Origin of the sequence: Streptomyces sp. NPDC016562, assembly GCF_043076955.1 — a bacterium.
Classification (GTDB): Bacteria; Actinomycetota; Actinomycetes; order Streptomycetales; family Streptomycetaceae; genus Streptomyces.
This window is the reverse complement of sequence record NZ_JBIBRZ010000011.1, coordinates 1-18,628: the sequence shown is the minus strand read 5'-3', so window position 1 is coordinate 18,628 and position 18,628 is coordinate 1. Positions and strand designations below refer to the sequence as shown.

General features: G+C 72.3%; 19 protein-coding genes. 10 read left to right on the top strand and 9 right to left on the bottom strand.

Features of this window, described 5'->3' with window-relative positions; genetic code table 11:
- Positions 1-38: 38 nt before the first annotated feature.
- The gene (locus ACF059_RS31480; RefSeq protein ID WP_360894414.1) at positions 39-194 is read right to left on the bottom strand and encodes a hypothetical protein; all 156 of its coding nucleotides are present in this window, start codon (positions 192-194) and stop codon (positions 39-41) included.
- A gap of 141 nt (positions 195-335) precedes the next feature.
- The gene (locus ACF059_RS31475) at positions 336-1,169 is read right to left on the bottom strand and encodes a hypothetical protein (protein ID WP_392064000.1); all 834 of its coding nucleotides are present in this window, start codon (positions 1,167-1,169) and stop codon (positions 336-338) included.
- A gap of 132 nt (positions 1,170-1,301) precedes the next feature.
- On the opposite strand from ACF059_RS31475, the gene ACF059_RS31470 reads away from it, so the two are divergent.
- On the top strand, positions 1,302-1,520 hold the full coding sequence (locus ACF059_RS31470; RefSeq protein ID WP_392063997.1) for a hypothetical protein: 219 nt from the start codon (positions 1,302-1,304) through the stop codon (positions 1,518-1,520).
- A gap of 90 nt (positions 1,521-1,610) precedes the next feature.
- On the top strand, positions 1,611-1,829 hold the full coding sequence (locus tag ACF059_RS31465) for a hypothetical protein (RefSeq protein ID WP_392063994.1): 219 nt from the start codon (positions 1,611-1,613) through the stop codon (positions 1,827-1,829).
- A gap of 145 nt (positions 1,830-1,974) precedes the next feature.
- Here ACF059_RS31465 and ACF059_RS31460 read toward each other — a convergent pair whose 3' ends face one another.
- From ACF059_RS31460 to ACF059_RS31440, 5 genes are all read right to left on the bottom strand, one after another.
- Positions 1,975-2,703, bottom strand: a complete 729-nt coding sequence (locus ACF059_RS31460) for a phosphatase PAP2 family protein (RefSeq protein WP_392063991.1) — start codon at positions 2,701-2,703, stop codon at positions 1,975-1,977.
- 204 nt (positions 2,704-2,907) lie between these two features.
- Positions 2,908-3,912 (bottom strand): bifunctional lytic transglycosylase/C40 family peptidase, encoded by a 1,005-nt coding sequence (locus ACF059_RS31455; RefSeq protein WP_366868450.1) that lies wholly within the window; start codon positions 3,910-3,912, stop codon positions 2,908-2,910.
- 75 nt (positions 3,913-3,987) lie between these two features.
- Positions 3,988-5,742, bottom strand: a complete 1,755-nt coding sequence (locus ACF059_RS31450) for a protein kinase (RefSeq protein ID WP_392063988.1) — start codon at positions 5,740-5,742, stop codon at positions 3,988-3,990.
- Between the two features lie 50 nt (positions 5,743-5,792).
- On the bottom strand, positions 5,793-6,608 hold the full coding sequence (locus ACF059_RS31445) for a thioesterase family protein (RefSeq protein ID WP_392063985.1): 816 nt from the start codon (positions 6,606-6,608) through the stop codon (positions 5,793-5,795).
- A 52-nt stretch (positions 6,609-6,660) separates the two neighbouring features.
- Positions 6,661-7,269 (bottom strand): LysE family transporter, encoded by a 609-nt coding sequence (locus ACF059_RS31440; protein WP_366868439.1) that lies wholly within the window; start codon positions 7,267-7,269, stop codon positions 6,661-6,663.
- On the opposite strand from ACF059_RS31440, the gene ACF059_RS31435 reads away from it, so the two are divergent.
- Positions 7,268-8,122: a pentapeptide repeat-containing protein gene (locus ACF059_RS31435; protein ID WP_392063981.1), complete on the top strand. Its 855-nt coding sequence runs from the start codon at positions 7,268-7,270 to the stop codon at positions 8,120-8,122. The two genes, ACF059_RS31440 and ACF059_RS31435, sit on opposite strands and share 2 nt — an antisense overlap.
- A 251-nt stretch (positions 8,123-8,373) precedes the next feature.
- On the opposite strand, the gene ACF059_RS31430 is transcribed toward ACF059_RS31435, so the two are convergent.
- The gene (locus ACF059_RS31430; protein ID WP_392063978.1) at positions 8,374-9,537 is read right to left on the bottom strand and encodes an alpha/beta fold hydrolase; all 1,164 of its coding nucleotides are present in this window, start codon (positions 9,535-9,537) and stop codon (positions 8,374-8,376) included.
- A gap of 368 nt (positions 9,538-9,905) precedes the next feature.
- Here ACF059_RS31430 and ACF059_RS31425 point away from each other — a divergent pair, with 368 nt between their 5' ends.
- The 6 genes from ACF059_RS31425 to ACF059_RS31400 all read left to right on the top strand — a co-directional run bounded on the left by ACF059_RS31425 (position 9,906) and on the right by ACF059_RS31400 (position 16,942).
- Positions 9,906-10,214: a hypothetical protein gene (locus ACF059_RS31425; protein WP_008742356.1), complete on the top strand. Its 309-nt coding sequence runs from the start codon at positions 9,906-9,908 to the stop codon at positions 10,212-10,214.
- A gap of 98 nt (positions 10,215-10,312) precedes the next feature.
- The gene (locus ACF059_RS31420) at positions 10,313-11,140 is read left to right on the top strand and encodes a hypothetical protein (RefSeq protein WP_392063975.1); all 828 of its coding nucleotides are present in this window, start codon (positions 10,313-10,315) and stop codon (positions 11,138-11,140) included.
- Positions 11,130-12,455: a hypothetical protein gene (locus ACF059_RS31415; RefSeq protein WP_392063972.1), complete on the top strand. Its 1,326-nt coding sequence runs from the start codon at positions 11,130-11,132 to the stop codon at positions 12,453-12,455. Before ACF059_RS31420 ends, ACF059_RS31415 begins: the two co-directional genes overlap by 11 nt.
- On the top strand, positions 12,452-14,014 hold the full coding sequence (locus tag ACF059_RS31410) for an SCO6880 family protein (RefSeq protein WP_392063970.1): 1,563 nt from the start codon (positions 12,452-12,454) through the stop codon (positions 14,012-14,014). Before ACF059_RS31415 ends, ACF059_RS31410 begins: the two co-directional genes overlap by 4 nt.
- A gap of 19 nt (positions 14,015-14,033) precedes the next feature.
- Complete coding sequence (locus tag ACF059_RS31405; protein WP_360894379.1) at positions 14,034-15,452, top strand: ATP-binding protein; 1,419 nt, start codon at positions 14,034-14,036, stop codon at positions 15,450-15,452.
- A 2-nt stretch (positions 15,453-15,454) separates the two neighbouring features.
- Positions 15,455-16,942 (top strand): type VI secretion protein, encoded by a 1,488-nt coding sequence (locus tag ACF059_RS31400; RefSeq protein WP_392063967.1) that lies wholly within the window; start codon positions 15,455-15,457, stop codon positions 16,940-16,942.
- Between the two features lie 161 nt (positions 16,943-17,103).
- Here the strand turns inward: ACF059_RS31400 and ACF059_RS31395 are convergent, their stop codons facing one another.
- Positions 17,104-17,664 (bottom strand): GNAT family N-acetyltransferase, encoded by a 561-nt coding sequence (locus ACF059_RS31395; protein WP_392063964.1) that lies wholly within the window; start codon positions 17,662-17,664, stop codon positions 17,104-17,106.
- Positions 17,665-17,702: 38 nt separating this feature from the next.
- Between ACF059_RS31395 and ACF059_RS31390 the strand changes: the two genes are divergently transcribed.
- Positions 17,703-18,533 carry a DUF3626 domain-containing protein gene (locus ACF059_RS31390; RefSeq protein ID WP_392063961.1) on the top strand — a complete coding sequence of 277 codons (831 nt, stop codon included), beginning with the start codon at positions 17,703-17,705 and terminating at the stop codon, positions 18,531-18,533.
- Positions 18,534-18,628 lie beyond the last annotated feature (95 nt).

The following is an 18,628-nucleotide window of genomic DNA, read 5'->3' as shown; positions in this document are numbered from 1 at the left end:
CTGCGCCTCGGCGCGTGCGTGAGCCCCGGACACGGCGGTCAGCCGGCCCAGATCCCCATCAACACCTCGTCGATCCGGTCCTGGCTGAGCCGCTCCTCGGCTGCCGCGGACGCCGCGATGATCAGCTCGCCGCAGAGCTCGATCTCGGCGAGAGCCACGTGGTCCTGCACCGTCGTACCGCCTGCGGGAGTCACGCGTGTCACCTCAATCTGCCACCGTCCACCGGCCCTCACCGGCGCCCGGTCCCAGCGTAGGGAGCCGGGGCCTTCCCCCGCATGACACGGATGGACCATTTCCGGATACCGGCCCATGGCCCGATCGCCCCAGCCGCCGCCCTACTCGGCGATCTTCCCCGCGTAAATGTCCCCGCTTGCGGGCAATACGACGGTCACCGGCGTCCCGAACCCGTACAGCAGCGTCGTCGACGAGACATCGATCACGCCATTGTTGACGTAGGTGAAGCGGTGCCGGACCTTCCGCAGCCGCCCCTCCTCGTCCAGGTAGGCGTCGAACGGCACCGTGTCCGTGCTGAACCCTTTCGCCGCCGCCTCCAGTGCTCCCCGCAGCTCCGGCACCGCGCTGCGCGCGGCCCGTCCGATGTCGGTCGTCCCCCGGTAGTGCCGCACCCTGGTGCCCGCCACCTCGGTCTCCCCGACGTACGTGACCTCCTGCGCCCCGCGCAGCAGCTCGGCCGCGACCAGCGGATCGGTGGCCCCGCCCGTGACCAGGTTCCCGTCGGCGAGGGCCGTCGTGTCGATCCGGACCCACTTGTCGACGGGCACGCCCGCACCGCGGTTCTTCATGTAGAGGGCGCCCGGCACGAGCAGTTCGGTGATGGGCCGGTGCTCCGCCTTGCCCTTCACGTCCGCCGGGAGCATCACCAGGAGCTGGCCCATCCGGTGCTTGAAGTCGACCCCGCCCTCGCCGCGGATCGTGACCCGGGTGCCGCCCGTGGCCATCTCCATGGCCGTACGGGTCCGCGCGCTCCCCGTCTTCGCCAGCGCGTCGGCGGCCCCGCGGACCACCGCCGCCGGGTCCGCCGGAGGCCGGTCGTCGCTGGCGGCGTCGCCCGCGCAGCCGCTCATCGCGGTGAGCGCCAGGGTGACGCCGGCGGCGAGCAACGCCTCACCCGCACGTTCGCGCCGACGCTTGTGCCGGTGAACCACCATCGCCTGCCAACCCCCAACGCATGACCGCTGTTTGCCCGAGGCCCCCACCCGCTCCGTTTAACGAGGTCCGGGGTTTCCCGTCACGGGCCGCGGGGCTCCCCGGCCGCCGTCCCCCCCAGGTACCGTGGAGCCGTGGAACCGCCTACCGACGCGCCCCCGCTCCCTCCGCTCGCCTCCGTGCCGCTCCCGCGCCCGGACGCCGCGGCCCAGCCGTCCGCCGCCGGCCACGCCACGTCCACCGCCGAACGCGGCTCGTTCTGCCTGGCCGTCTGCACCTGCGGATGGACCGGCCCGGCCCGCCGCTCCCGCGACCTGGCCCGCAAGGACGCCGCCCGCCACCCGGCGGGGTAGCCCGACGGGTGGCTGGGTGGCTCGTAGCGGCTCTCGCCCGTTCGGACGGCCCGGCTGGCCGGGGCGCGCCGCAGCGGATGCCCTTGACTCATGCCAGGATCCGCACCCCGCGTCGCAGCCCTCTTCTGGGCCCTGCTCATCGTGTCCGCCCCGGCCGCCGCGGCCCGGGCCAGACCCGTGGGCTCGGCGGACAGACCGGCCGACGTGGCCCTGGCCGTCGGGGTCACCTCCGCCGCGGCCGTCACCACCGGGCTGTGGCTGCGCTCCCAGTACCGCCGCCAGGGCGACACCGACGGCGGCGACCCGTGACGCCCCGCCCCCGCCCGCCTGCGGTCCGCGTCTGCTTCGGCGCGGCGGGGCTGTGCCTCCTGGTGGCCGTCCTGCTCGCCGTATGGGACTCGTACGCGCAGACCTGACGGGCCCGGCCGTACGGGTCAGGCGGGGTCAGGCGGGGTCAGGCGGCGAGGTCGCTCTCGTGCGTACGCTGCCCCGCGGGCGGGGTCTGCGCCTGGGGCAGGCCGACCGGCCGGGGAAGGGCCCGGCCCTTGGACCGTACGAGCTGCCCGAGGCGCCGGGAGCGCGCCACCGCCCGCACCGCGGGGGTCAGCACCGCCATGGCGAGCGGCGCGAGCACCAGGACGACGGCGGTGCCGAGCGCGAGCCCGCCGATCACGTCGGTCGGGTAGTTGACGCCCATGTACACGCGGCAGAAGCCCTCGGCGAGCGCGAGCCCGATGCCCAGCACCCCGTACTTCCGCTTGGCGACGAACAGGCCCACGCCCAGGGCCATCGCGAGGGTGGTGTGCCCGCTGACGAAGGAGAAGCCGGTGTTCCCGATCTCCGCGCCGAAGCCGGGATCGAGCACCTGCAGGCCGTCGTGCTGGTGGAACGGCCGCGGGCGGGCGACGAACTGACGCAGCGGCACGTTCACGAGGAGGGCCAGCGCGGCGGCCAGGGGGGCCCACACCAGCGCGGCGAAGGACTCGACGGCGGTGGCCTCGTCCTGCCGGCGGGCGGCGCGCCAGCACCACAGGACCAGGAGCACCAGGGCCAGCACGATTCCGTACTCACCGGCCAGGCTCACGGCCCGGTCCAGCCAGCCCGGGGCCTGCCGGGCCTGTCCGTTGACCTCGTACAGCAGGCTGACATCCACGTTCGGCCCACCGGTTGTGAGTCCAGCCATGGTGATGCGGCCCCTTGCCCTTGCCGTGGTTCGCCCGCGGGCGCACGCCGGTGTGCGCCCCTTCGCCCCCCACTTGATCAACCCCCGCGTTCATGGAACGCCCGTTCTGGCGACTACGTTCCACTCTCCACCGAATGATCACTCCAACGTTATCGAAGAGTGACACGTCGTCGCAGCTCAGGGCCTTTGGTTCACGGAGAGTTGCTACGGCGTCCGACCAGGAGCGGAACGCTCCGGAAGGGCCTCCGCGCCGTCCTTGGTCACGCGCGTCGCACCGAAGTAGTCCGGCGTGTCGATCTTGTCGAAGCGGATCACGGCCCCGGTGTAGGGGGCGTTGATCATGTAGCCGCCGCCCACGTAGAGCCCGACGTGCCGGATCGTCCGGGAGTTCGTCAGATCATCGGAGAAGAACACCAGGTCCCCGGGCAGCAGTTGATCGCGCGAGGGGTGCGGCCCGGCGTTGTACTGGTCGTTGGCGACCCGCGGGAGCTGGATCCCCACCGTCTCGTACGCGGCCTTGGTCAGCCCCGAGCAGTCGAACCGCCCGTCCTGGTCGGGCGTTCCGTTACCGCCCCACAGGTACGGCGTGCCCAGCTGCTTCTGCGCGAAGTAGATGGCTCCGGCCGCCTGTTGCGAGGGCGCCACCCGGCCCACCGGCCGCTCGAAGCTCTTCGCCAGGGTCGTGATGGCCTTCACGTAGCCCTGGGTCTCCTTGTACGGCGGCACGCCCCCGTACTTGATGACCGCGTAGGCACCCGCGTTGTACGCCGCCAGCATGTTCGACGTCGCGTCGCCGCGCACGCTCGCCACGTCCTTGGCCAGCTCGCAGTCGTAGGAGGCGGCGGAGGGGATGGCGTCATTGGGGTCCCAGATGTCCCGGTCCCCGTCGCCGTCCCCGTCGATGCCGTGCCCCGCCCAGGTGCCCGGGATGAACTGCGCGATGCCACGCGCGTCCGCCGGGCTGACGGCGCTCGGGTTCCAGCCGCTCTCGGAGTACAGCTGAGCGGCCAGCAGCGGCGGACTGATGGCGGGGCACAGCGCGCCCCACTTCTCCACCAGCGACTGGTACTTGGCGGGCACCGCCCCCTTGGTCAGGCCCACGGCCCGGCCACCCGCCGCGCCCGCCAGGCCCGCCGCGGCCGAGTACGTCCCGACGACGAGCAGCGCCACGAAGGTCAGACACAGCCCGATCCCGATCCCACCGGCCATCCAGAATCTGCGCACCCGTCAACCCTCCCCCATCCCCGTCACTTCAACGTGCGATTCGGCCGTGTCGCATGTTTACTACCCCACTTGGAAGCCGGTGCAGGCAATGCTGTCGTACTTCGTAGGGTCATCCTCGACGTGGTAGAACACCACCGTCCAGTCCCCCGGGTCGTTGCCGACGGGCACGGCGGGCCAGGTCTTGCCCGCGGCGTGCTGCGCGAAGTCGTCCGGATACGTCAGCGTCACGTCGCCGCCCGACTTCCAGTGGGTGTAGACGTCGGTGGGCTTGCTGGTGTAGCCGACGGCCCTGTTGTCCATGGGGAAGGGCTTGCCGGTGTCCGGTGAGATGTCGTGCGGGGACTTGACCGCCACGGCCACGTAGTACGGATCGGGCGCCGTCTGCGCCATCTCCGCGTACTTGACGCGCATGCTGATGCGGACGGAGGTGCCGGGCGCCGCCCCGGGGCCGGGGTCGGAGCGGGTGGTCGAGACCGAGTACTGGAAGTCGGCGCCCGGCGTCTTCGCCTCGGGGACCTGGTTGCACTGGCCGACCCCGTGCGCGGCCTTGTCCGGATCGGGGGACGGGGTCCACAGGTAGCGCGAGATCCGGTTGTTCTCGATGTAGGGGGCCGGGGGCTTGGCGCCGCCCTTGGAGGCGGCGGCTCCGGGCGCCTGACCGTCGGACGCGGGGCTGCCGGACGCGGGGCCGCCGGACGCCGGGCCGCCGGATGCCGCTGCGGGGGGCGTGGCCGTGGAACCGGAGCCTCCGGCTTCGTCCCGGCTGCCGTCGAACGGCATCAGCTTCCACGCCGCCAGCGCGAGCGCCACCGTCACGGCCACCCCCGCACCGGCCAGGGCCCCGCGCCGCCGACCGGCCGGGCGCTCCGGCCCCGCGGGCTGCACCTCGTACGCCGGATGCGCCTGCTGCGTGGGCACGTACGGATACCCGGGCCCCTGCGTGCGCATCTCGTGCACCGGCACCGGCTCCCCGAGCGCCCCCAGCCCCACGTACACCGGGTCGTCCACCAGCGCGTCCCGGACGCCGCAGCGGCTGATGACCTCGGCCGGCCCGGGTCGGGCCGCCGGGTCCTTCGCCACACAGGCCCCGATCAGCGCCGCCAGATCCGGCTCCACCCCGGCCACGTCGACCGGCTCGTGCACCGCGCGGTAGCTGACCGTGGCCGCCACGCCCGTGCCGAACGGCGGCCGCCCGGTCGCCGCGTACGCGAGCGTCGCCCCGAGCGCGAACACGTCCGCGGCCGGCCCCGCCTCGCCGCCCAGCAGCACCTCGGGCGCGGTGTACCCCGGCGTCCCGGGCGCCTGGCCGTCCTGCGTGAGAGCCGTGTCCTCCACGCCGCGCGCGATGCCGAAGTCGATGAGCTGCGGGCCCTGCGCGCCCAGGATCACGTTCTGCGGCTTGAGGTCCCGGTGCGTGACCCCGTACGCGTGGACGCTCGCCAGGCCCTCCGCGAGCGACGCGAACAGCCGGCGGCAGGTCTCGGCCGGCAGGGGCCCGCCCGCCCCGACGGCGTGCGCGAGCGTCGGGCCGGCCACGTACTCGGTGGCGATCCAGAACGGGGGCGCCGCCAGCGAGGCGTCGATCAGGTTCGCCGTGTACGCCGACCGCACCGCGCGCACCGTCCCGGCCTCCCGGCGGAAGCGCGCCAGCGCCTCCGGGTGGCCGGTGATCTCGTCCCGGATGACCTTGACGGCCACCAGGCGCCCACCCGGGGAACGCCCGAGGTACACCTGTCCCATGCCACCGGCGCCGAGCCGGGCGAGCAGTGCGTGGGCCCCTATGCGGGCCGGATCGGTCGAGCTGAGCGCCTCCACCCGGCCGAGCCTGCCACACCGACTGCCCTGCCTCGCAGCCGGGTTGACCCCTACGCCCCGGCCCGGCCGCCCTCCTGGCGGGGCGCGACGAAGAGGCTCTGCGCGCTGCGGCCGATGGGCCCCTTCTCGTCGTGCAGCTGCGCGTCGGCCAGCCCGATCCCGGCCGCGTCCACGCTCGTACGGGCCTCCACGCAGGCCCACTCGCCCACCGGATGGCGGTGCAGGTGGACGCTCAGGTCGCTGTTGATGAACACGTAGCGCCCGAAGTCCATCACCGAGCTGATGCCGTTGCCCGAGTCGGCGGCGATCAGCACCCGGTCCAGCGGCCTGGTCTCCTCCCCCGCGACGAGCGGCACCTTCATCCGCATCCAGCACGTCCCGGGACCCAGCTCGACGAACGTGCCCTGCGTGAACCGGGTCTCCATGGCCGAGTGGTAGCCCCGCTCCCACGGCACCGGGAAGAACGGCGTCACCTCCACCTCCCCCGGCGGCGGCAGCTGCGGCCCCGCCACCACGGCCGGCACCGCCTCCGGCGCCACCCTGATCCGCAGGGCCCGCGCCAGCATCACGGGCGCGGCGCCCACCGGGCCGAGGGCGGCCTCGACCACCTCGGTGCTGCGCCCGGCCCGGACCACGCTGGTGGTGACCTCCAGGTCACCGATCGGCACCGGGCGCAGGATCTCGTACGTGATCCGGGCGATACGCATGTCCGCCCGCGCACCCGGCCGCTCCTCGACCGCCCGCCCGAGCAGGGCGGCCGGCGGGCCGGCGTGCTGCGAGCCCGGGTCCCAGGGGCCGCGCGTGTACTCGGTGGCGGTGAACCGCCCGGCATCAACTCGTTCGAAGAACCCCTCGACAGCGCCCATACCCAGCACGCTACCGACAGGTAACCGGCGGCACCAGCCCCGCGCCGCCCCCTCAGCGGGCGAACCCCAGCCCCACCCCCAGCCCCACCAGCACCGACCCGATGGCCCGGTTCAGCGTCTTCTGCGCCTTCAGCATCCGGTCGCGCAGCCGGGAGTCGGAGAAGAACAGCGCGACCGCCCCGAACCAGCCCAGGTGCGCCGCCGACATGAACACCCCGTAGCCCGCCTGCTGCCACACCGGCGTGTCCGGGTGGACGACCTGCGTGAAGGTCGAGACGACGAACAGCGTCGTCTTGGGATTCAGCACGTTGGTCAAGAACCCCGACCGCATCGCCGCGGCCCCGGTCAGCCCCGGCTTCGACTCCAGGTCCACGGTCACCTCGGCCCGCGCCCGGAAGGTCCGTATCCCGATCCACACCAGGTAGGCCGCGCCCGCCAGCTTGATCGCGGTGAACAGCGCGGTGGAGGAGGCGATCAGCAGACCGACCCCGAGCATCGTGTAGGAGACGTGGACCAGCACGCCCGCCGCGACCCCGGCGGCGGCGAACAGGCCGGTGGGCCGCCCGTAGAGATAGCTGTTGCGGACCACCATGGCGAAGTCGGCGCCCGGGCTGATCACGGCGAGGAGGGTAATAACGGCGACTGCGATCACTTCTGTCATGCGGCGATGCTCACCGCTGACGACGCCGGGAGACAATAGGCACGTGCCGACCACTCTCCCCGTCCTCCAGGCGGACTGCGCGAACTGCTTCGCGCTCTGCTGCGTAGCCCTGCCCTTCGCCAAGTCCAACGACTTCGCCGTGAACAAGCCCGCCGGGACCCCCTGCAAGAACCTCCAGCAGGACTTCCGCTGCACGATCCACACCCGGCTGCGCGACCAGGGCTTCCAGGGCTGCACCGTCTTCGACTGCTACGGCGCGGGCCAGCAGATCTCCCAGGTCACCTTCGGCGGCCGCGACTGGCGCACCCACCCCGGCACGGCCCGCGCGATGTTCGAGGCCTTCCCGGTGATGCGACAGCTGCACGAGCTGCTCTTCTACATCAACGAGGCCCTGACCCTCCCGGACGCCGCCCCGGTCCACGCGCAGCTCCGCCGCGCCCTGGCCGACACGGAGCAGTGGACGCGCGCCGACGCGGCCGCCCTGGCGGACCTGGACGTCGCCGCCCTGCGCCAGGAGGCCAACACCCTGCTCCTGAAGACCAGCGAGCTCGTACGGGCCAAGGTCCCGGGCCGCAAGAAGAACCACCGCGGCGCCGACCTGATGGGCGCCCGCCTCTCCGCCGCCAACCTCCGCGGCGCGAACCTCCGCGGCGCCTACCTGATCGCCGCCGACCTCAGCCACGCCGACCTCCGCACGGCCGACCTGATCGGCGCAGACCTCCGCGACGCCAACCTCCGCGACGCGGACCTCCGAGGCGCCATCTTCCTCACCCAACCCCAACTCAACGCAGCCCAAGGCACCCCCACCACCCAAATCCCCCCCACCCTCACCCACCCCACCCACTGGACGTAAACCCCACCGTCGCGAGACGCGGGACCCGGCACGAAGCCCCGCTCTTCCAGCCCCCGCCGCCACCTCCAGCCCCGCCGGCGCTTGAGGCGCGGGGTCCGGGGCGGAGCCCCAAATCCAGCCTCGCCGGCGTTTGAGGCGCGGGGCCGGGGGCGGAGCCCCGCTCTTTCAGCCTCGCCGGCGTTTGAGGCGCGGGGCCGGGGGCGGAGCCCCGGCAACGGCCCCGGCCCCGGCCCCCACCCACGGGCCCGGCCTCACACCCGCGCCAAAAACCCCCGCACGGCAGCGAAAAACCCCTCCGGATCCCCCACCCGCACCGCATGCCCCGTCGGCAACTCAACCAACCGCACCCCCGCCCTCCGCACGGCCATCTCCCGCGCATGCCCCGCCGACAACACCCGGCTCCGATCCCCCCGCACCAGCAGCGTCGGCCTCCGCACCGCCAGCCAGTCCCCCCAGTGGTCCCCGTTCAGCCCCCGCTGGGACTCCACCATGTCCTCCACCTCGAACGCCGGCCCCCACCCGTCCGCATGCTCCCGCAGGGACCCCGCCAGGTGCGGCGCCGCACTCCCCACCCCCGCCAGGAACCCGTCCCGGGTCGCGGCCCGCCGCGGCCACTGCCGCGCGAAGGACAGGTCGTCCTCGACCACCGCCCCGATGTCCTCGACCACCACCGCCCGCACCAGATCCGGCCGCCGCGCCGCGAGCTGGTACGCGTTGACCCCGCCCAGCGAATGCCCCAGCACCACCGCCGGACCGAGCCCGAGGTGCTCCAGTACCGCCGCCGCGTCCGCGACGTACCCCTCCCGCGTGTACTCCCCCGCCCGGTCGGAGTCCCCGTGTCCCCGCTGGTCCAGGGCGATCACCCGCCACGCCGGCCCGACCTCCCGCGCCAGGTCCGCGTAGAGCGCCCCCTCCCCGAAGTGCCCGTGCAGCGCGAGCAGCGGCGCCCCCGGCCCACCGAAGTCCGTGTAAGCCAGCTTCCGCGGCCCGCTGCCGCCCGGCACCCACACCACCCCGGGCAACGGCCCCAACTTGTCGATGACCCGCTGCCGCAGCAGCTGGTACTCCTCCCAGCGCCTCGACAACCGCCCCGGCGGCCGCGTCACGATCCGACCCGGCGTCACCACCTCGCCCCGCCGGAACTGCTCCCGCGTCAGATCGACCCGCATCCCCCCGGGCAGCTGGTTCCACCAGTGGTAGCCCTCCTGCCGGCCGTCGAGGAACACCTCTCCGACCACCAGCTCCCCGCCCACGATGTCCTGCACCACGACGGCGGTGATGTCGCACTGCCCCCACGCCGGATTCTCGGCCGACCACGAGATCCCCGAGATGCCCGCGGGCTCGGAGGTGTCGGCGGACCATCCCGCCCGGATGGCCGCCTCGACATCGGCAAGGGTCCACGGAGTCGTCGTCATGCCATCCAGCCTGCCGGGCACCACTGACAACGCCCCCGTACGGACCAACGGTCACACCATCCGACATGTCGTACGAATATCGGCGAGTCGGACCAAGCCCCCGCACCCCGTTACGCCGAACGGCGGCCCCTCACCCCGCCCCCCGTACGCCGAGACGACAATCATTGCCCGGCGTCACCCTCCGTGATACACAGAGTGACCGCACATTCTTGCTGGTCAGAGCGCGCAGGCAGGGTGCGGGCCGCGAGATCGGGTAAAGAGACCCGTCAAGTCGACGACGACGGCGGTTTCATCAGCGAAGATAGTGCGTAACCCCTGCCGTCGGGCCGGGGCCTTCCGGAACTACCCATACAGGGGCGGTGAGTTACATGATCCTGGCAGCCGAAAAGGGCGACATCACCACCATCATCGGCGGAATCGCCCCGAACTGGGGGCCGTTCGGCAGTCTCGGCAACGAAGCGAAGGTCATGATCGAGGTGGTCATGGCCGTGGCGATCCTCCTCTGCCTCGGCATCGCCATCTGGGGCGCGGCCAAACAGCGCATCGGCGCGACGGCCCTGCGCGACACGTTCAGCGCGGAACAGGGCAAGGGCCTGATCGTGGCCGGCCTGACCGGAGTCTTCATCATCGGCTCCCTCGGCACCCTCTTCACCATCGTCTACGGAATGGCCGTCTAGCCGGGCCACCCGCGGCCGTACCTGATGAGGACTCACCACACCGCGCCTGCGCGGGAACCAGCGCTACCGTCGTACGACGCGGAGGGGGCCGAAACGCAATGAGCAACGACGACCAGTACGGCGGCGGCCACGGCGAGGTCGGCGGCACGGGCCAGACCCGCACCCGCCTCCCGGACTCCCCCGCCGACCCGTACGGCCCCACCCGCCGCACCCCCCGCCCCACCCGCAGCCTGGTCACGGTGGTCGGCGTGGTGGTCCTCCTCATCGCCGCCATCGCGTTCGCGAACCAAACCCCCGACACCCCGGAAAACAAACCAGCCGACAACGCCCCGGCCGCCTCCTCGACGACGTCCACGGGCACGCTCCCCGTCACCGGCAAAGCCTCCGGCATCCCCAGAGGCTTCGCCCACGACGAACAGGGCGCACAGTCGGCCGCCGCCAACTACGCGGTGGTGCTCGGCTCCGACGGCATGTTCAAGAAGAACACCCGGCACGCCCTCGTCGACGGGATCTACGCACCGGATGTGGCTACCGGGCTGAAAGGTCCTCAGGACGAGGCCTACTCCGCGGCCTTCCTCGCGAAGCTCGGCCTCGACGCGAACGGAAACCCCCCGCAGGGCAGCACCTTCGTCACCCGCGCCGTCCCGATCGGCACGCGCGTCGAAAGCTACAGCCCGGCCAGCGCGAAGATCGCCGTCTGGTACACGGGCCTGATCGGCATGTCCGGCGCCAAGTCCACCGACCCGGTCCGGACCCTCTGGAAGACCTGGACCTTCGAACTGAGCTGGATCGGTGAGGACTGGAAGGTCGTGGACGACTCCCAGCAGGACGGGCCCGCCCCAGTTCCCGGTGATGTCCCCGTGTCGACGTCCGACGACATGAGCAAGGCCATCAAGGAATTCGGAGGATTCACGTATGCCCGGTAGCCTCCGGTTCCCCGGCCGGCTCGGTGTGATCGCCTTCGCCAACGTTGCCGTCGTGGCCCTCACCACCCGCGCCTACGCGGCCCCCGCACCCACGCCGCCGCCCACCCCGCAGGCCAGCAACGACCCGTGCGCCCTGCTCGACGGCCCCTCGAAGCAGTACTGCCAGAGTGGCACGGGCACCTCCGGGGGCACCCCGAGGACTGGACTGGCGCCCAGCGACGGCGGAGACGCCCTCAACCCCCTCGCCTCCCTCGCCCGCGGCTGCGCCGACGCCGCCGCCTGGATCGTCACCAAGCTCAGCGAAGCGGTCAAGGGCTCCGCCGACGTCGACTTCACCAACCCCGCCTTCCTCAAGCAGTACTCCGTCGTCTTCGCCGCCTCCACCATCCTCACGCTCGTCCTGTGGCTCTTCGCCGTCGCCAAGCGAGCCGTCCGCGGCGTCCCCTTCACCACCGCCATGTCCGAAGCCATCGGCTTCCTCTGGCTCACCGTCCTCGCCTCCGCCTTCACCCCCCTCGTCCTCTACACCGTCGTCTCCGCCACCGACGGCGTCACCGAGGTCATCGCCTCCGCCACCGGCAGCCAGACCGACGTCTTCTTCGGCTCCTTCTCCGAAGCCCTCAAGAAGGGCGACGACATCGGCGGCGGCCCGATCATGCTGATCGTCGTCGCCCTCGTCACCGTCCTCGCCGCCGGGATCCTCTTCCTGGAGCTGTTCATCCGGGCCGCCCTCCTCTACGTCGGCGCCCTCCTCGGCGTCGTCGTGTACTCCGGGCTCGTCGACCGCAACCTCTGGGGCCACGTCCGCCGCTGGGCCGGCATCATGATCGCCGTCATCCTCGTGAAGCCGGTCATCGTCATCGTCCTCGGCCTCGCCGGAGCCCTGACCGGAGAAAAGGGCCCGAACGCGTTCTCCGCCGTCGTCACCGGCCTCGCCATCATCCTCCTGGCGATCTTCGCCTCCGCGATGATCTACCGCTTCGTCCCCGGCTTCGGCGACGAGATCGCCTCCGCCCGCTCCAACCGCAGCAAGGCCACCGACGGCGCCCAGGCAGCCGCCGTCATCAGCTCCCCGGCCTCCCTCGTCTCGCAGGGCATCAAGACCCACAGCAGCCGCGGAGCCCACCGCGGAGGCGACGGCGGCGGCAGTGCGCCCCGCCCCGCCAACCCCCTCTCCGGAGGCGTGGCCGCCCACAGCAGCCGCCCCTCCGGCGGTGGGTCCGGCGGCGGATCTGTCCCCTCCGCCGCACCCCCGCCCCGCACGAGCACGAGTACGAGTTCAGGCACGAGGAACACAGGAGGTGACGGGCGTTGACGACCCAGTCCCACCAGATGCACCCGGTCGCACCCCGCCGCACGTATCTCATCGGCCGGGCCCGGCCGAACGCGATCGTCGGCAAGAACCGCGAGACCGGCGAGATCGCCCTGATCATCGCCGGGGCGTTCTTCGGCATGATGAGCGGACTGCTCGTCCCCGACCTCACCCTGCGCATCGTCAGCCTCGCCGGCTTCCCGATGCTCGCGCTCGCCGCCGTGTACGTCCCGTACAAGGGCCGCACCTTCTACCGCTGGTTCGAGATCAGCCGCAGCTACAAGCGGACCCTGCGCCGCGGTACCACGTACCGCTCGGGCGCCATGGAAGCCGGCATCCGCGGCTCCGACGGCCGCGAGGTCGAGGTCGGCCCGCCCCCCGGCATCGGCCGCATCAGCTGGCTCGCCGCCCCCTTCGGCCCCGACGAGATCGCCGTCCTGCTCCACGCGGACCGCCGCACCGTCACCGCCGCCATCGAGATCGAGGGCCCCGGCGTCGGCCTGCGCGACAGCGAGGACCAAGAGGCCCTCGTCGACCGCTTCGGCACCCTCCTCAAGCACGTGGCCAACGGCGACGGCTTCGTCACCCGCCTCCAGATGCTCGCCCGCACCCTGCCCGCCGACCCCGACGCGCACGCCAAGGACGTGGCCCAGCGCGGCGACACCCAGGCCCCCGGCTGGCTGCGCGACTCCTACGACCAGCTCCAGTCGATGGTGTCCACCTCCTCCGAGCAGCACCGCGCGTACCTCGTCGCCTGCATGCACTACACCCGCGACCTGGCCGCCGAAGCCGTCACCATCGCCCGCGCCTCCACCCCCCACAAGGGCCGCAAGCTCGACCGCGACGCCGGCCTCGCCATCGTCATGGCCCGCGAGCTCACCGACATCTGCGCCCGCCTCGCCGAGGCCGACATCCGCGTCCGCCAGCCCCTGGGCCAGGGCCGCCTCGCCTCCCTCGTGCACTCCATGTACGACCCCGACCACCCCATCGACCACATCCAGGCCATGACCAAGCGCAACGCCTGGCCGGCCGAGCTCGACGCCGTGGAGCCCACCTACCTCCAGGCCAAGACCCGCGAGTCCTCCACCCGCGCCCCCTGGTGCCACGCCACCGCCTGGGTCAAGGAGTGGCCGATGACCCCCGTCGGCGTCAACTTCCTCGCCCCCCTCCTCGTCCACACCCCGGACGTCATCCGCACCGTCGCCGTCACCATGGACCTGGAGCCCACCGAGGTGGCCATCGAGCGCATGCTCACCGAGAAGACCAACGACGAGGCCGACGCCAGCCGCGCCGCCAAGATGAACCGCACCGTCGACCCCCGCGACATCGCCGCCCACGGCCGGCTCGACCAAAGAGGTGAAGATCTCGCCAGCGGTGCGGCAGGAGTCAACCTGGTCGGGTACATCACCGTGTCCTCGCGTTCACCCGAAGCCCTCGCCCGCGACAAGCGCACCATCCGCGCCTCCGCCGGCAAGTCCTACCTGAAGCTGGAATGGTGCGACCGCGAGCACCACCGCGCCTTCGTCAACACCTTGCCGTTCGCCACCGGCATCCGACGCTAGCTGGAGGGAAGTGCCGCCCATGCGAGATCCCATGTCCGCCCTGACGGACGCCTTCACCAGCTTCCTCTTCGGCAAAGTCGAGACCACGCGCCTGCCCGTCCGCACCTCCACCGGGCAGGCGCAAGCCGTCTACCTGCCCACCGCCGCCCCCGGACTGGGCGACTCCGGCGTCATCATCGGCCGCGAGGTCTACAGCGGCAAGGGCTACATCTACGACCCCTTCCAGCTCTACGGCCAGCAGCTCCCGGCCCCCCACTGGCTGGTCCTCGGCGAATCCGGCAACGGCAAGTCCGCCCTGGAGAAGACGTACGTCCTGCGCCAGCTCCGCTTCAAGGACCGCCAGGTCGTCGTCCTCGACGCCCAGGGCGAGGACGGCGTCGGCGAGTGGAACCTGATCGCCCAGCAGCTGGGGATAACCCCCATCCGCCTGGATCCGATCGCCGCCAACGACGACGGGATCCGCCTCAACCCCCTCGACCCGGCGATCACCGCGACCGGTCAGCTCGCGCTGCTGCGGACCATCATCGAGGTCGCCATGGGCCACGGCCTCGACGAGCGCGCCGGCTTCGCCCTCAAGGTCGCCCACGCCTACGTCGTCGACACGATCCGCGACCGCCAGCCGGTCCTGACCGACATCGTGGAACAGCTGCGCCACCCCGAGGCCGAATCCGCCGAAGCGATGAACGTCGACATAGACGATGTCCGGGCCTGGGGCCTCGACGTCGCCCTCGTCATCGACCGCCTCGTCGACGGCGACCTCCGCGGCATGTTCGACGGCCCCACCACCGTCGGCATCGACCTCGACGCGCCCCTGATCGTCTTCGACCTGTCGCACATCGACCGCAACTCCATCGCCATGCCCATCCTCATGGCGATCGTCGGCGTGTGGCTGGAACACACCTGGATCCGCCCCGACCGCAAGAAGCGGATCTTCCTCGTCGAAGAGGCCTGGCACATCATCAACAGCCCCTTCGTGGCCCAGCTGTTCCAGCGCCTGCTCAAGTTCGGCCGCCGCCTCGGCCTGTCCTTCGTCGCCGTCGTCCACCACCTCTCCGACGTCGTCGACGGCGCCGCCGCACGCGAGGCCGCAGCCATCCTCAAAATGGCCTCCACCCGCACCATCTACGCCCAGAAGGCCGACGAGGCACGCGCCACGGGCCGGGTCCTCGGCCTGCCCCGCTGGGCGGTCGAGATCATCCCGACCCTCACCCCCGGCATCGCCGTCTGGGACGTCAACGGCAACGTCCAAGTGGTCAAACACCTCATCACCGAAGCCGAACGCCCCCTGGTCTTCACCGACCGCGCCATGACCGAGTCCTCCGCCCCCACCCTCCTCCACGACGACATGCTGGCCGCCGAGCTGGAGGCGGAGGAACGCGCCCTCGCCATCGAACGCCGCCGCAGCAGCGGCCCCGGCTCCGCGACCACGGTGGCCTGACCATGCACGACGCACCCCCTACGCAGCCCCCCGCGCGCGGCGGCGGCATCCCCGACGGCCTGCTCGTCGCCCTGCTGGCCTTCCTCCTGGGCCTCGCGGTCCTCGTCTGGTCGGCCACCGGCCTCGGGGCCGTCCTCGCGAAGGGCGCCTGGCCCGACACGGTCACCTTCACCCGCACCCCGGAGGCCGTACGCGCCCTGATAACGGAGCCGCACGACATCGCCGCCGCCTGGCCGGACACGGACCCCGCCGCCCTCTCGGGCTGGGGCCTGTTCTGGGGCCTGTTCATCAGCCAGCTCCTGGTGATGTTCGTCCTCACCGTCTTCGCGATCGGGGTGGTCGCCCGCACCAAGTCCCGCCGCGCCCTGGCCAAACAGGCCGCGCAGGACCCCGTACGGTACGAACCCCCGCAGCCCCAGCCGGCCCGGGCGCCCCTTCCCGCGCAGACACCGGCGCCGACACCCCTCCCCGCGCCGGCACCCGCACCCGTCCCGGCGCCGCCGACGCCCCCGGTGGACGAGGCCTACCGCTACGGCTTCGGCTACGCCCCCGCACGCCCGCCCGCCACCAGCCGCATCACCTACGGCGGCCCCGAAGACCGCCTGCGCGCCGCGGTGCAGCGCGTCGGCGAGAGCGAGGGGGCAGCGCTGATCGTGACCTCCTCCCCCGCCCTCTGGGCCGAGACCAAGGACGCCCGCGCCAAACTCGGCCCGGTCCTCCTCTACGACCCCTCCCACCGCTGCGACACCCCGGCCCGTCTGCACTGGAACCCGGCCGAGGGCTGCGCCGACCGCGACACCGCCGCCGCCCGCGCCCTCGCCCTCCTCGCCCCCGTACGCCCCCAGGCCCGCCTCGACGCAGCCGTCGCCGACACCGCGGAAACGCTCCTGCGCAGCTGGCTCCAAGCCGCCGCCCTCGACGACCGCCCCTTCAAACAACTCCACCGCTGGGCCCAGGGCAACAACGCCCAGGACCCGGTCCGCATCCTGCGCACCCACCCCCAGGCCGCCCCCGGCGCGGCCGGCGAGCTGGAGAGCGCACTCACCGCCCATCCCCAACGGCGCGAGCTCGCCCAGAGCCTGACGGCCCACGCCCTGTCCTGCCTGACCTCGATCCACATCCGCGAGGCCTGCAACCCGAACCGGGCGGATTCCCTCGCGCTCGCATCGTTCGCCGCCGAAGGGGGCACCCTCTACGTGGTGGGTGAACCGCTGGAGGACCCCCGTACCCACCCGGGTGCGATGCCCCTGCTGACCGCACTCGCCTCTCACGTGGTCGAGCACGGCCGCCGCATGGCCGTACGGTCATCCCACGGTCGGCTCGACCCACCACTCACCCTGGTCCTGGAGGACGTCGCGGCCGTCGCCCCGATCCCCCAGCTGCCCGAGCTCCTCCAGGACGACTCGCTCCCCCTGCTGGCCCTGTGCCGCAGCCGCGAACAGGCCCGCACCCGCTGGCCCCAGTCCACCTTCGACCCGGCCCCGCACTAGGCCGTCTCTTTCGGATCTTGTCGGTCGAGCCCGCGTCGTCCGGTGCCGTGCATCGCAAGGCGGAGGGGCGCCCGAGTACTGGACGTACTCGGGCGCCCCGACAACGCAGCGAGGCGCGGTGCCGGGCGGCGCGGGCCCCGGCAAGATCCGGAAGAGACGGCCTAGGGCCGCGGGAACACGTACTCCAGCTCCTTCGCAGCCGGATCCCCCGGCACGGCGACGACCGAGCCGCTCGGCACGAACCCGTACCGCCGGTAGAAGGCAGCGGCCCGCGCGTTCTCCTCGTGCACCATCAGCCGTACGCGCGCCAGCACGGGCTCCTCCAGCGACCAGGCCCACTCCAGCGCGGCCCCGAACAGGGCCTCGGTCAGCCCGGTCCCCCGCTGCTCGGGCCGCACGAACACCCCGACCAGGTGCCCCTGCGTCTGCTCGACGTCCTGGCCGAAGAAGTCGCTGGTACCGCCCTCCTCCACGAGCACCACCACCGTCGCGTCCCACTGCCCGTCGGGAGCCACGGCGACGAACTGCCGGGCCGCCCGCCCGTGCGACGCACCCAGGGCCCGCTCCTGCCAGAACGCGTCGGGGCGGGCCTCGGCCTGCTCGACCGTCTCCAGGAAGGCCACCGGGGCGGCGGGATCCCCCAGCGCGGCGATCCGCAGCGCCTTGACCTGCTCCCACTCGTCACCGCGCACCGGACGTATCACATGCTGGAGCTCGTTCATGGACGCGATCCTATGAGCCCAACCGGCAGACTTCATCTGTGAATTCACCAAACCCGCACGTCGAAGCCCTGCGCCATGTCGCCGCACGCGCCTACGGCCCGCCCCTGGACCCGGCCCTGGCCGTGACCCTCAACTTCCACCCGGACCGCGACTTCGGCGGCGTGCCCCTCCTCACCGCGATGGCCGAGGAGGGCGTGTACCGCTCTCAGTTCGTGACGGGCACGAGCAACGGCGGCCTCACCGCCCACCCGGGCGGAGCCCGCTGGCAGTGGGAGAGCCGCATCTTCGGCGGCGCGTACGACGAAGTCCCACCCGAGTCCCGCCCCGTATACGGCGCCTTGAACTACCGCCACCACCCGGCCGGCGCGGCCCCCCGCTTCGGCTCGGCCCACTTCCGCCTCACCCCGCAAGCCCTCGCCCGGACCACGTTCTGCTACCCGGACAGCTACCTCGAACCCGAATCCTTCGGAGTCGCGGCCCGCATGCCCCTGATAGCCCTGGCGGAGGCCGATGACCAGGACGCCCTCGACGATTACATCGAGGCGCAGGTCCACACCCCGGTCCGGCTCGACCGCGATGTCGCCGCCCTCGTACTGGACCCCAGCTACCGGGACACGGAGGTCGAGGCCGCGGCCGCCAAACTCCCCTGTCCGACCGAATGGCACGGGGGATTCCAGCTCACCGTCACCGAGCTGATCCGCCACCCCGAGTACCGCGGCCAGGAGTACGTGGACCTCGGCACGGAGATAGCCGTCTCGGGCCGGCTTACGCCACGGGTCATCGGCGACGCGGCCCGCACGGGCCGCCACGACCAGCAGGCCCTGAAGCGGGTCTGGCATCTCCTGGCCCGCTACGGCGGCCCCCGCTGACCGGCCGGTAAACGCAGAAAAGCCCCGCACCGAACCCCCCGAAAAGGGGGCTGGTGCGGGGCTTCCGCAATGATTGTTCGGCGGCGTCCTACTCT

Bases quoted from the DNA above. Each gene is read 5' to 3' on its own strand.
- ACF059_RS31475 (WP_392064000.1), bottom strand. From the start codon at position 1,169: ATGGTGGTTCACCGGCACAAGCGTCGGCGCGAACGTGCGGGTGAGGCG.
- ACF059_RS31465 (WP_392063994.1), top strand. From the start codon at position 1,611: ATGCCAGGATCCGCACCCCGCGTCGCAGCCCTCTTCTGGGCCCTGCTC.
- ACF059_RS31460 (WP_392063991.1), bottom strand. From the start codon at position 2,703: ATGGCTGGACTCACAACCGGTGGGCCGAACGTGGATGTCAGCCTGCTG.
- ACF059_RS31455 (WP_366868450.1), bottom strand. From the start codon at position 3,912: ATGGCCGGTGGGATCGGGATCGGGCTGTGTCTGACCTTCGTGGCGCTG.
- ACF059_RS31445 (WP_392063985.1), bottom strand. From the start codon at position 6,608: ATGGGCGCTGTCGAGGGGTTCTTCGAACGAGTTGATGCCGGGCGGTTC.
- ACF059_RS31435 (WP_392063981.1), top strand. From the start codon at position 7,268: ATGCGGCGATGCTCACCGCTGACGACGCCGGGAGACAATAGGCACGTG.
- ACF059_RS31440 (WP_366868439.1), bottom strand. From the start codon at position 7,269: ATGACAGAAGTGATCGCAGTCGCCGTTATTACCCTCCTCGCCGTGATC.
- ACF059_RS31430 (WP_392063978.1), bottom strand. From the start codon at position 9,537: ATGACGACGACTCCGTGGACCCTTGCCGATGTCGAGGCGGCCATCCGG.
- ACF059_RS31425 (WP_008742356.1), top strand. From the start codon at position 9,906: ATGATCCTGGCAGCCGAAAAGGGCGACATCACCACCATCATCGGCGGA.
- ACF059_RS31420 (WP_392063975.1), top strand. From the start codon at position 10,313: ATGAGCAACGACGACCAGTACGGCGGCGGCCACGGCGAGGTCGGCGGC.
- ACF059_RS31415 (WP_392063972.1), top strand. From the start codon at position 11,130: ATGCCCGGTAGCCTCCGGTTCCCCGGCCGGCTCGGTGTGATCGCCTTC.
- ACF059_RS31405 (WP_360894379.1), top strand. From the start codon at position 14,034: ATGCGAGATCCCATGTCCGCCCTGACGGACGCCTTCACCAGCTTCCTC.
- ACF059_RS31400 (WP_392063967.1), top strand. From the start codon at position 15,455: ATGCACGACGCACCCCCTACGCAGCCCCCCGCGCGCGGCGGCGGCATC.
- ACF059_RS31395 (WP_392063964.1), bottom strand. From the start codon at position 17,664: ATGAACGAGCTCCAGCATGTGATACGTCCGGTGCGCGGTGACGAGTGG.